The following is a 12,280-nucleotide window of genomic DNA, read 5'->3' on the forward strand; positions in this document are numbered from 1 at the left end:
TATTGTTACATAGTGCTAAATGGTTTTTAATCAGTTGAAATATTTTATTTTATTATTTGGATTCGTTGTCTGGCTAATGGGGTGCAGTAGTCAAAATGCTGACACTAAACAGTTAGATGATATGGTCCGTATGCAAGAGATAAAACCTTATCTTGAACAATGGGATAACAGCAAAGATAAAATAAATCGTTTGAGTGATATTGAAGAAGATCTATTAATGCTAATTCAAGCTTTATCATTACAATCTGATTTAAAAGCGCTACCTGAATCAATGCGAACTGAAGCTATAATTGTGGAACATGGAAGTATTGATGAACCAAATAAGTCCTCTCATCAAGAAAGTGTCATGCAAGTCCCTATATATGCAGTGCAATTAGGCAGCTTTTTAAAAAAAGAGTTGGCTACGGTCGCTTCTCAAAATTTAAAAATCAACGATCCATTAATTTTCAATTCTTTTTTGTATAAAGTAAATACATTAAAAAAGCCTAATATTGTACTTTATCAACTAATCGCAGGCCCTTTTAAGACTCCTCAGCATACACAAGCTTTTTGTCAGATTTTGTCTCAAATTGATTTGCCGTGTAAACCTACCTTATTTGAAGGTGAAGATGTCTAGTGCATATTTTTAATGCTTAATTACTGGATTTTATGGTATGAACTCCTATATTTTTAATTAGTTTCAATAAAGTATGACTAAATGCTAAATAATTAATGATTTCAGCCGATAGTTAACTTAACCTGAACAAAAGGTTAGCCAGCTCACATCAAACAATAGGAATGTTTATGAACAAATCAATTAAATTAGCATCAATTGCTGCAGTACTATCTTTAACTTCTACAGGCGTTTTAGCTGAAACGGCTACATTTAATGCAGGCGTGGTTGTACAAAACGCATTTACTTTTGAAAGTTCTGCGAATTTAGATTTTGGAACAATACGTGCGACTGCAGATACAACAAGTACAGATACTGCAACTTTAGTACTGGCTGCAAACCCAGCTACAGCATCTACTACGGGAGCAGCTGGTACCGCTGCAGAAATAGCTATTTTGGCTGCAGGTGCTCCTGCATCATTTTCGGTTTCGGGTGTATCACCTTTTGCAACTTTAACAATTGATAGTACAGGAATTTCAGGTAATATTTCTCCTGTTACAGCGCCAGCTGGTACTGCAGTCTTTACATTAAGCTCGCCAACTTACTATGTTCTTACCGGGGCTACACCTAACTCAGCTGCTACAACATCAATTCAGGTTGATTCAAACGGAGAGGCTACTTTTAATATGGGGGCCACGCTAACTACTGATGGAACAACGCCTACTAGTGACTACATTGATGGGGACTACAGCGGTACTTTTACATTAATACTTGATTATTAAGAATTTAGCCTGCATGCAAGTGCAGGCATTTATATGAAAAATTATATCCTGATATTCAGCGCATTGTTTTGTACAAGTGCATACTCTCAAATAACAATGATTGAACCTCTTGATTTTGGCACTATTGTAGTGGTTAAAAACGAACCAGGTAGCTCAATAACTGTTCAAAAAAATGGTTCAAGTTCGGGAGTAAATGTTCATATTATAAAAAGGGGGGCTCCAGCAGAGCTCTTATTTGAAAATTTTGGAGCGCGAGTTCAGATATACATTACGGACTCAGGAAACTATCAAAAATTAAGCCGGATTAACGGTGGCACCCAGTTTACGCTCGATAGCCTTATTTACACCAATTCTATAACAACAAATGCCTATGGCATGGCTGTTTTAGCTATTGGAGGAAAACTTGTTTTAAGTGGTGATGGAGAGTCATACTTAGATGATCGTTATAGTACGACTATAGATATAACAATATCTTACTAGGGATAAAAATGAATTTAATCAAAATTTTAACTTTTTTTATTTTACCGCTGCTTTTAATTTTTAGCGCCTCAAGTAAATCCAATTTACTCATTTCACCAACACGCATTTCATTTGACGACCGCCAACGTGTATCAAAAGTAATAGTGATCAATAACAGTGATGAATACAGAACATATCGTTTAGCTTGGCAAGAGAAAGTATCTAAGCCCACCGGAGGCTATACAACCTTGCCTGTTGGTGAAAAAACAGCATCAGCATTGAGTGACTTTGTTAGAATGAGTCCCTCACAGGTTAGATTGGCCCCAGGAGAAAGACAAATTGTAAAGTTAGCTCTTCGTAAACCTAAGGGTCTCGAAGAAAGAGAATACCGCTCTCATTTGTTATTTCAGGCTCTGCCTAATGAAACTACTAGTAATTCTAATAGCTTAGGGATCAAGGTAAATATGATTTTGAGTTACTCAATACCAATAATTTTAAGAGAGGGGGGAGTTAATCCTGTCGTTGATATTAGTACAGTTGAATTAATTAAGATAAACAATATAAAGCAGCTGAAGGTATCTTTATCACGCGCCGGAGAATACAGCTCATTTGGTAAAGTTGAGGTGTTTTTTAAGCCAGATAATAATAAAGAAATTAAAGTGTCGATGGTAAGCGACTACAGTATTTATGCAGAGGTAGAAGAGGCATATTTGAAGCTTAACTTTTTCAATGAAAACCTAATCACCGAACCTGGTAAATTGCGAATAGTTTATTCGGGTTTAAAAGAGTACCGCGGTATAAAGTTTGCTGAAAAAACGTTTGATATAACTCCAAGCTCATCTGGTTTACTGAACTAGTTTGTTAAGGTACTTACAAAAAATGCTAATACGGGTGTCTGGAGTGATTTTATTAACTTCAGCAACTCATGTTGGTGCTACTAATATGCAAAACGAAAGTGCTATTTATAACACTTTGTTTAATATTGAAAAAAAATTGCAAAAAAGCACTGAGCAATCACAGCATATTATGCAGTCACCAATATCTAACGAAGCCGAAGTAAACATTGGTATCCCCGTAGGGGAACTACTTTTTCTTTCAACTTACCTTAGAAAGTATTATCTAGGCGAGTTAATTGCTATTAAAAGTGAACATGGAGCTTGGTTAGAGCTAAATAGTTTATTTGAGCAACTAAATTTCGCTATAGAAGTTGATAACGAATCCTTAATAGCTCAAGGCTGGTTTATCTCTGCAAATAACGAGTTTAAATTAGATCTAAATTCAAAAAATGCTTTTATTAATGGGGTTGTTTACCCATTACAAGATAGCGATTTTTATGTAGATGCGGGTGATATATTTATTGCCTTTGAGCAGTTAAATATTTGGTTTGCTTTAAATGCCCAACTAAATTTTAGTAGCTTAGAATTTAATTTAAAACCAAGTATACCTTTACCATTAGAACTTAAGCTTAAGAGAGAGCAGCGCTTAGTAAGTAGTACAATCAATTCAAAGCCCACATTACCGTGGAAAGCTAGTCCATACCAAAGCGCATCTGCACCGGTTGCAGATTTACAATTAAATTATTCTGCATCTAATAGTAATAGCGCATTAAATTATTCAATTTTAGGCTCTCAAGATCTAGCCTATGTAAAAACTGAATATTATCTAGCTGGTCGAGAAGGTGACTTGATTACTGATGCACGTCTGCTTTTCAGTAAAGAAGATGCCAATGCAGAGCTATTAGGCCCATTAAAGGCAACGAATGTACAATTTGGTGATGTATTAGCAACCCAAATAGGTAATAATTTCTTAAGTACTTTTGCACGCGGCGTAAAAATAAATAACAGACCACTTTATTCTCAAGTCAATACAAACCAAATAACCCTTACAGGTGCTATTCATGCAGGGTGGGATGTTGAGCTGTATAGAAATAAGGTTTTAATTGATCAGCAGCTAAGCTTACCCGAAGGTCGTTATCTATTTGAAAATATAGACTTATTATATGGTGCTAATACCTTTGAACTAATTTTTTATGGGCCGCAAGGTCAAGTCGAGCGTAAAGTAGAAGAATATTTAGTTAATGGCAATAGCTTAGAGGCTGGTCAAGACTTTTACGAAATGTCTGTAACCGAGCAGGGGGAGCAGCTACTTAATAATTCAAGCTATAAAAGTGCTAAAGATGGCTGGCAGTTTTCTGGACGCTACGAGCGTGGCATTAATGACTACATTTCTGTTTACACTGGTTTATCAGCATTAAATAATGATGACGGTGCTAATGAGTCTACCTATGCGCTAGGCTCAAATATAAGTATATTTGATAAAGTGTTAGTGAATATAGATTATGAGCAAAGCTCAAACGATGAAAAAGAATTAGAAATCGCTTTACGTAGCGAATTAGCAGGCCAATCATTACGCTTTAGTATTCAAGATGAAACAAGAAGATTAAATTCAAATCAACAAAATAACCTCTTAAATAGCGCCAAAATTTACGAGTTTTACATAGCTGGTCGTACTCCAGATATCGGTTATGGAAGTTTTAGTTATCAAAATACAGCAACTCACCTACAGAGTAATTTATTTGAAGACCAATTTAGACTGGGTAATATATTTAATTATACTATTGGAGGTTACTCTTTTAATAATAACTTACAGTGGTCAGATAATGATCTTTTTTACGGAAGTAGCCGCTTGCAAAAGCGCTTTGGTAGAGTAAGCACTCGATTTGGTGTCAACTATACTTTTAAGCCAGAGAGGGAAATAACAAGTTACGAAGCTCAGTTTAGTCGAACTTTAACTTCATCCTTACAAGGGGAGCTTACATTAAGGCATCAACTACAAAATAATATTACACTAGCTGAGCTTGATTTAAATTGGCAGGCCGATTTATTTAGCTTAAATAGTTACTTTAACGTAGATACTGATGACAACTGGCGCGTTGGATTATTCAGCCGTGTCAGCTTGGGTTTTGACACTGTTAATAAAGGCTACTTTATTAACAAGCGAAGTCTAGTTAATAGCGGCTCATTAATGGTACATGTATACCTAGATGAAAATAATAACGGAGTATTCGATAAGGGCGATAAAAATATTGAAGGTGTAAAAGTCAAAGGCCTACAAAATTATCGGCGTGCGGACACTGACGAAAATGGTATGGCATTGCTTTCAGGTATGCCAGCTAACCTAACTACTGATATTATTATTGATTCTGAAAGTTTACCCGACCCTTTTTATGTTACTGCGAATGACGGTTTTTCATTTACACCGCGAGCAGGATTTGTAGAGTACATGGATATTGCGCTTAATAATAGCAGCGAAATAGAAGGCACTGTTTACAAACAGGGAGCTGAAACTAATGACGTAGCCGCATATGCAACAATAAAGCTTTTTGATGAGTCGGGTTCAAAAGTGGCGCAAACTCAAGCTGCTTACGATGGATACTACTTGTTTACAGATTTACGTCCAGGGAAATATAAAGCAGTAATAGACGGGCAGTTTAAAAACCGGAAATCATTAAAAAACACACAACAAGTACTAGTCAATCTACCAGCTAGAGGTGATGTAGTAGCTGGTGTAAACTTTATATTAACTGAAAAACAGAAAACCCAAGGCTATATAGCTAACATAGGTAGCTTTTCGTCTTTGTCTATTCTTAAAACGTATTATCAACTTATTAAGCGTAATATTTTAAAAGATGCTCAACAAGCCCCATTTTATGTTAAAGATGAAGAGTCTGCGCGTTATATTTTAGCTCTTGGTTATGCTAAAACTGAGTTATCTCAGCTAAAAAGTATGTGCGAAACTATGCAAACGAAAGGCCTCGAATGCAGCGTGCAGGAACAAAAAATTAGTCACTAATAAATAGTTTAAATCACAAAAAAGGAAAAGTAAGTGATAAATAGAAGGCCTTTAAGCATATTTGGTTTAAGTATAATCCTACTAACAGGGTGCAATACAACAACACAAAAAACGATTGAAAATAAGCCACAAATAACAACTAGTAACGAGGTTAGTATAACAGCACAAGAGGTTAAAATGCTTCGTGAATCTTCACAGCAGTGGCAGCAATCTAAAGCCGGAATAGAACGGTTATTAGTTATTGAGCAAGATTTAAATTTGCTTATAAAGCAGCTAACGGCAGTTGCAAAAGAGCAAAAAAAAGAAAGTAGCTACAACGCTCAAAAAAATCAAAACGAAAATCCTGCATACACCACTGCTAATAATAAAAAACCTAAATTTAATGAAACAGTTCCAACTGACAAATCGGCTTTTGAGACACATAACCCGTCATCAGAGGAACTGCCTCTTTACGCATTACAAGTTGCGTCAGTTAGTGATAGGTCTAGGTTAATAAAAAGCTATAATGAACTTAAAGTAGGTAATGAGGAAATGTTTAATGGTGAAGTAGCAGCAAATTTTGAAACAGTAAAAATAAATGGTGTTACCTATTATCGTTTAAAGTTAGGCGCATTCGCAAACCAAAATAATGCTAAAAGTGCCTGCAATAAACTTAAACAAAAATCTATTAGCTGTATTGTAAGCCATTACACGCAACAACCTATCAAATAAGTCGGCATACAAATTGCTTCATCCTCAGTATGTTTTGAAGAGGATGGCAATTATGCGCCTTTTACTGCCTTTATTATTTTTAAATTTAGCTGCTTGTAACTTGGTGCCGCCGCCAGAACCAAGTGTGCCTACAGATGCACCTAAAGCAGCCATGGCTCCTTTTACGGTTAATGACTATGTAGTTAATTTAACGTCGCAACTTAACCACCTAAACGGAGCATTAAATGCTAATACACGTGTTGGCGTTAGTAGCTTCTTTTATGCAGATGCACTAGATACAAAATTAGTGACAGGGCAAGCCTCAGGCTTAAGTCAGCAGATCCAAGAAAGTCTGCTTACACAATTTACTCAACTGGGTTATCACACCGTTGAGTACAGACTTGGGAATAACCTCTCTTTATCAGAAAACTCAGACAGTATTTTAAGTCGCGATTTAAGTAAATTACGTAATCGCCAAAATATTGACTTAGTTATCACAGGAACAGTGACTCGCCAGCAGCATGCATACATAGTTAATGCACGGCTTGTGAATATAGAAAATAAACAGGTGCTCTCTGCGGGAAGTACCGAGATCCCAATTAATGTAATGTGGGGCAATGAGAAAATTCAGCAGCGTAACGGACTTTTATACCGAAGCGAATACTAATTTGGAGCACAAAATGAAAAACCTATTAATTACATTATGCTTACCACTGGGCTTTGGTTGCTCTCAAATACTAGGCACAATGAATACAGACACCGCAACACCACAAAGTGAGCAAAGCAACCAACTGGTGAGTAACCAACGCGACGTTGCAGCACCTGTTTCTGACGATAACTTATTTCAGTCAGGAATGGCTCCACAAGATAACTACACAAAAGCAACACCGCCAATGCGCAAAAATATTAACCATTATGTGCGCGGCATAATGCAAGACATGGTTGAAAACTTACAGTACGTAAGTGAACAAACACCGTTAGCTGTTTCGAGTTTTATTTTTTTAGATGAAGACTACAACGATGGTAGCTTACTAGGAAACCAAATTGCAGAAAGCTTCATGCATGAATTACACAGCTTTGGTGTACCCGTTATTGATTTTAAAACAACTGATTATATGCGTGTTACCTCAACAGGCGACTTTGTATTTAGTCGCGACTATTTAGAGCTAAATCAAGATCAAAACTTTAAGTATGTACTAGCCGGTACACTTGTAAACCATCAAGGTGGTGTACTTGTTAATGCACGTATTGTTGGGCTAGAAAGTAAGGCCGTAGTAGGTTCTGCACAAGGGTTTATTCCACAGTCGGTTGTTGATGCGCTTAATAGTAGCTATCGCACTGATGGCATAATGTTAAAACAAGCAAGCAAGTGAGATAATTATGTATAGTAAATTATTTAACCGCTTTATCGTTTTTTTTGCTTTAGCTAACTTAGCAGGTTGTGCCTTTACTCAAAATAATGAAAGTGCTGAAATGAATGCATCTTCAACCACACAAGTAAATTATGACTTAGCAAGCATGCTTAAAACAGCCGAGCAAAAATCAACTCAAGATAATGTTAACGGCAATCAATTTACACCACTTAAACACCATAAAACACTTGCTAACTATGTAGAGCAAATGGCGCTTGATTTGGTTGATACGCTTGAGTTTGAAAGTGATACCAACGCCAATATTAATATTGCCGTTACTACCTTGGTCGATCTTGATTCATCGCTTACTAAAAGTAATCAATTGGGTAATCAAATATCTGAGACGTTAATTCATCAGTTACAAAAGTTTGGTTATGGCGTGGTTGATTTTAAAACCACTCAAACAATAGATGTAAATAGTCGTGGTGATTTTGCTTTTTCGCGCGATATTGAAAAGCTTAGCGAAGATCAAATGGCGAGCCATGTATTAGCGGGTACATTAATTTATCGCAGTGATGCTGTTGTTGTAAATACACGTGTAATTAACGCGCATACAAAAAAAATTGTCGCGAGTAGTCGAAAACTAATCCCAATTTATGTACTAAATAAAGAAGATATATACTTATCAAGCAATTAAGTTCAGTTGTCGCTTGATATAAAAAACCAGATGCCGTTATAATTCACACTTCTAAGCACACAGCTTATTTGTGGCCTCTTAGTTAAATGGATATAACGGCCCCCTCCTAAGGGGCAGTTGCAAGTTCGATTCTTGCAGGGGCTACCAATTAAATCAATAAGTTAGACTTCTTACTCCTTTTTTAATTTCTGTATAGCGCATCTATAGCAGTTGAAATTTAAAAAAGTTCATAGATGCCCTTTTATTAAAGTGGCTCAACTATATTCAAGACTATCTTTGCCATAACAGATAGTTACAACATTAATCGTTTGTTAGGTACATATTTCCACACGCCAAGGTGGATTAGGCCGGTTTTCACCTGCCCAATAAAGTTTAATTTTATTATCAGACGGATAATGTAAAACAGCTTCTTGCAATAAATAACTCTCACCTGTTGGCTCTTGGTCGAAATTAATACCTCTAGACTTTAATTCATTGAGCCTGAATTACCGATTACAGATCGAAGCCGAAATACGGTTACGTGCCATAATGCGACATATGGAACTTGTTTGCACATGGCTTAAATCAATTTAAATAATTTAAGTTACTAAATTATATTTAGTGAAGAACCATAGTGTAATTTATCAAAAAAATGTCTCCGTAGCCCGCAGTACAAATTCTCTGAGTAAATATAATCATCATTACATATTTGCTTACAAAACCATATTAGTGGAAAACCTTCGACGTGATAGGGTGTAAGAGTCGCAAGACTGAATTTTTGCGCACTAGTAACTATCGCAGATAAATCACAAGGATGCTTTAAAATGTATAAAACCAAAGACTCTCGTTCATTGCTAGTCATTATGGTTATTGCCTACGTGTTAGCCTACTTAGCATACCAGCACTTAAACAGCGGCGTTCCTTCGCATCATTTACTGCATGACTCTAGCTTACCTGCAATATCCAGCTGGTGGGGAGTAATAATTTTACCCGTATTGAGCTGGGTACTAGGGACGCTTATAAATAAACAGTACGGTAAGTTCTACCCAAAACACGTTTGGTTTCAACTTGCTGGAGCCGGTATTTATGCGCTCGTTAACGGCGCACTGTTTTATGCTGGTTATGTAGAATTTGTTTCGATGCTAGCGCTACCCTCAATTCTGGTAGCAGCTGTTTTTTTTAGGATCTATAAACCCGCTTATTTTCTGGGGTATGCTGTTGCGGCAAGTATGGGCTTTGGCCCAATCATTCCAATTATTGGAGGGGGAGTTTTTGCAGTTATTGGCTACATTGTTTTTAATTTTATTCGACCTCTGCCTAATTATTTAATAATACTACTTAATAAAAATAAGTAGTTTGTTGCGCTATTACGAAGCTTTATGGAAATACAATAAAATATCTCATCTCTATTGGGTCAAGTTCTTTGAATGTGCTCCTTAATCTAGAGAAAAGCATGCTCTAGCTTTTTAGGTTACACCCATTTACCCTTTCGGAATAATGCCTAGTGCAGGTGCTTTACCAGTAAACCCTCACCTGTACTACTTGGGTATGAGTTACCACTGCAATGGTTTTGTAGACATTAGTATTTGCCTGCTTAATTTTTAATTTGTTTATATTCTTGGTAGGTAATATAAAACAACTCTTTTAGCGTGCTTTGTGCCGCCTGGTTTAGCGGGTCTGATTGATTGCTCGCTATGTTTAATAACAGTTCTTTGATCTGATTTGAGCGCGGTACAATGCCAGTGTGAAGCCCACTTAAAATCTCATGGCGTGTTTCAATATCATAGTTAGAATCTATAAATTGGCTTGCCATATGCTCTCGTTCTTCGTTGTTGCTAAATTTTAATGCGTTATTAATAAGTTGGCTGTGGTTAGTAGTATCACTAGTCGCTAATAGGTTATTTATTCGCGTTAATACTTGCTCTTTTTCGTAGTCATCCATATGAAAAGGTTTTAATAAAGTTAATGCATCTAAAACAATGTGCTCAGAGTCTTCAGCGTAAATTGCGATATCAGCAAGGGCAGTTTGAATGCGTGGGTTTTCAATATTATTATTTAGGTTTGCGGCAAGTAATAAGAACTGTTCTTGTGATTTAATATCATCATTTTGACTAAGCTCAAGTGCAACATTCGTTAAGGCAAGGCTACCTTGGTGTTCAGGTAGTTCTTGTAAAATAGATACAATATGATGAAACTCTTTTGACTCAAAACTGAGTGTTCTCATATGATCAATTAAGTTAGCTTGTTCATCGGGATAGGTGGCGAGTAAGTTTTTAAATGAATCGAGCGCTTCTGCTATTTCACCTTGGTCAGCATAATTTCCCATTTCAGATAATATAATCACTTTGTTTAGCATTGATATAGCATCGTAGGTGTCACTGCTGTGAAAGTGAGCCTCAACAGGGTTAACAAAACTCTCGCTGGTATGGTTTTGAATAACTTTTATTTCGCTTTCTTGCGGCTCGTTTAGGTTTTTGTTAGCTAGGCGAGTATCTAATTTTTCGTGGTTAGTGGATGTGAGTGGTTGAATTTTTTTTACTTCATACGATTCAACTTCTCCCGTGAATGAGTCAAATACACCTAATAAAGCAGTAGAATAACCACATAGAAACGCGAGAGCCATCAACGTTAATGTAGTCGATTTACTTTGCCATTTTGTTGCTCGGTTTTTTCTTTTAGTCATGCTTGTGTTTATTCATAATTTATTTTAGTGCAAAGTAAAGCTCGTCGTATATTTGACGAGCTATGCAGGTTACTAACGCTTAATAAAACTTTAAGTTTTTAGTTGCTACTTTAGCGCTACCATCTGTGTTTATGTAAACACCTGTTTTGAGGTAGAGTTTTTTATCTTTCCAGTCTGCGTTATTTCTTAAATCGATAGAGCTTCCAGTTTTTACTTCTGATTTATTGCCATCACCGTCTTCATCGTAAATATCATTGCGTGGCAAGTTAATATATGAGTCGTTAACCTTCAATCTTAACTTTCCGTTAAATAAACCAAGTCTATAAGTTTTAAATGTTTCGTCGTAATTACCTACGTAAATATGTGTGAAACAATCAGTTCCTGAGCAGTTCATGGTTCTGCGAAGTGAAAGGTAGATCCCTTCAGGCGAGTTGTTGTATGCATCTTTTTGTTCGCCAGCTGCAGCCCACTTAAGTGCGGCTAGTGGCCCTTTTTGTCCGCTTTCATCTACGTGCACTTGTGCAAAAATGGCTTTTCCTAGGTTTGATGATTTAGATACAAACTTTGAATTAATTCGGATGTAGCGGCTTGATGATGTATTTTCGCTAATTTTAAACTCGCGTTCCTCACGAAGCTCTGATCTATTACTATCACCCGATTCATAAAAGTAAATAACGGAGCCATCTGAAGTTGTATAAAAATGGTCGTTTTTCGAACTACTGTTTTTAATTTGGCTTTGTGAGTAGCAAGTTGTTGAGCTTGGACCAACCTGTAACTTAGCTTTTTGTACTTCTGTACGTTGATTGCCAGAAACATATCCAGGTGCGTAAGAGCCGCTAGGGGCGTTACCACTGTAGTTACACGATGCTAATGCTTTACTAGGTGTAAAGCTTAATAAAGCAATAGCTACAGCAGATGCTTTAATCATTGGTGTTATATATCTTTGTTGCATTATGTTCTTCCATGTAAAAGTAGTAAGCCTCTGCTCTTATTTATTAAGGCTTGCTAGTTAATTGGTTTTAAAATTGGTAAGGTTTTATTTTTGCTTCTTACTATCCAATATGTTATTTTTATATTTACAATTTTGCAACTTATATTTTTTCTTATTATTGGCTTTATTTTTCTTATAGTTAGAAAAAAACTTTGATTTTTTTTGGTTAACCAATTTATTTTCAATAAAGTTCGGAACTGTGA

At 36.2% G+C, this 12,280-nt stretch carries 12 protein-coding genes, 1 tRNA gene and 1 pseudogene; 11 read left to right on the forward strand and 3 right to left on the reverse strand.

Annotated elements, in window-relative coordinates; genetic code table 11:
* Positions 1 to 19 precede the first annotated feature (19 nt).
* From I6E72_RS02165 to I6E72_RS02210, 10 genes are all read left to right on the forward strand, one after another.
* Entirely contained in the window at positions 20 to 616 is a 597-nt protein-coding gene (locus I6E72_RS02165) for an SPOR domain-containing protein (RefSeq protein WP_197110905.1), read from the forward strand.
* A gap of 167 nt (positions 617 to 783) precedes the next feature.
* Entirely contained in the window at positions 784 to 1,374 is a 591-nt protein-coding gene (locus I6E72_RS02170) for a DUF4402 domain-containing protein (RefSeq protein ID WP_197110907.1), read from the forward strand.
* Positions 1,375 to 1,407: 33 nt separating this feature from the next.
* Positions 1,408 to 1,854: a DUF4402 domain-containing protein gene (locus tag I6E72_RS02175; protein ID WP_197110909.1), complete on the forward strand. Its 447-nt coding sequence runs from the start codon at positions 1,408 to 1,410 to the stop codon at positions 1,852 to 1,854.
* An 8-nt stretch (positions 1,855 to 1,862) separates the two neighbouring features.
* On the forward strand, positions 1,863 to 2,690 hold the full coding sequence (locus I6E72_RS02180; protein WP_197110911.1) for a fimbrial biogenesis chaperone: 828 nt from the start codon (positions 1,863 to 1,865) through the stop codon (positions 2,688 to 2,690).
* A gap of 43 nt (positions 2,691 to 2,733) precedes the next feature.
* A complete protein-coding gene (locus I6E72_RS02185) occupies positions 2,734 to 5,685 on the forward strand; it encodes a carboxypeptidase-like regulatory domain-containing protein (RefSeq protein WP_197110913.1) in 2,952 nt (983 codons plus the stop codon).
* A 177-nt stretch (positions 5,686 to 5,862) separates the two neighbouring features.
* Positions 5,863 to 6,396 (forward strand): SPOR domain-containing protein, encoded by a 534-nt coding sequence (locus tag I6E72_RS02190; protein WP_197110915.1) that lies wholly within the window; start codon positions 5,863 to 5,865, stop codon positions 6,394 to 6,396.
* Positions 6,397 to 6,448: 52 nt separating this feature from the next.
* A complete protein-coding gene (locus I6E72_RS02195; RefSeq protein ID WP_197110917.1) occupies positions 6,449 to 7,042 on the forward strand; it encodes a FlgO family outer membrane protein in 594 nt (197 codons plus the stop codon).
* 13 nt (positions 7,043 to 7,055) lie between these two features.
* Entirely contained in the window at positions 7,056 to 7,748 is a 693-nt protein-coding gene (locus tag I6E72_RS02200; protein WP_024589981.1) for a FlgO family outer membrane protein, read from the forward strand.
* A 7-nt stretch (positions 7,749 to 7,755) separates the two neighbouring features.
* Entirely contained in the window at positions 7,756 to 8,424 is a 669-nt protein-coding gene (locus I6E72_RS02205) for a FlgO family outer membrane protein (RefSeq protein ID WP_197110919.1), read from the forward strand.
* Positions 8,425 to 8,496: 72 nt separating this feature from the next.
* A tRNA-Arg gene (locus I6E72_RS02210) sits at positions 8,497 to 8,571 on the forward strand.
* 164 nt (positions 8,572 to 8,735) lie between these two features.
* On the opposite strand, the pseudogene I6E72_RS19685 reads toward I6E72_RS02210, so the two are convergent.
* Positions 8,736 to 8,894 (reverse strand): annotated as a pseudogene (locus tag I6E72_RS19685) (VOC family protein); the annotation flags it as partial.
* A gap of 333 nt (positions 8,895 to 9,227) precedes the next feature.
* Between I6E72_RS19685 and I6E72_RS02215 the strand changes: the two are divergent.
* Entirely contained in the window at positions 9,228 to 9,758 is a 531-nt protein-coding gene (locus tag I6E72_RS02215; RefSeq protein ID WP_197110921.1) for a hypothetical protein, read from the forward strand.
* Positions 9,759 to 9,997: 239 nt separating this feature from the next.
* Here the strand turns inward: I6E72_RS02215 and I6E72_RS02220 are convergent, their stop codons facing one another.
* Both I6E72_RS02220 and I6E72_RS02225 read right to left on the reverse strand, forming a co-directional pair.
* Positions 9,998 to 11,086 (reverse strand): hypothetical protein, encoded by a 1,089-nt coding sequence (locus I6E72_RS02220; protein ID WP_197110923.1) that lies wholly within the window; start codon positions 11,084 to 11,086, stop codon positions 9,998 to 10,000.
* Between the two features lie 79 nt (positions 11,087 to 11,165).
* Positions 11,166 to 12,038, reverse strand: a complete 873-nt coding sequence (locus I6E72_RS02225) for a polysaccharide lyase family 7 protein (RefSeq protein WP_197101070.1) — start codon at positions 12,036 to 12,038, stop codon at positions 11,166 to 11,168.
* Positions 12,039 to 12,280 lie beyond the last annotated feature (242 nt).

The organism is Pseudoalteromonas sp. NSLLW24 (assembly GCF_015864725.1).
GTDB classification, from domain to species: Bacteria; Pseudomonadota; Gammaproteobacteria; order Enterobacterales; family Alteromonadaceae; genus Pseudoalteromonas; species Pseudoalteromonas arctica.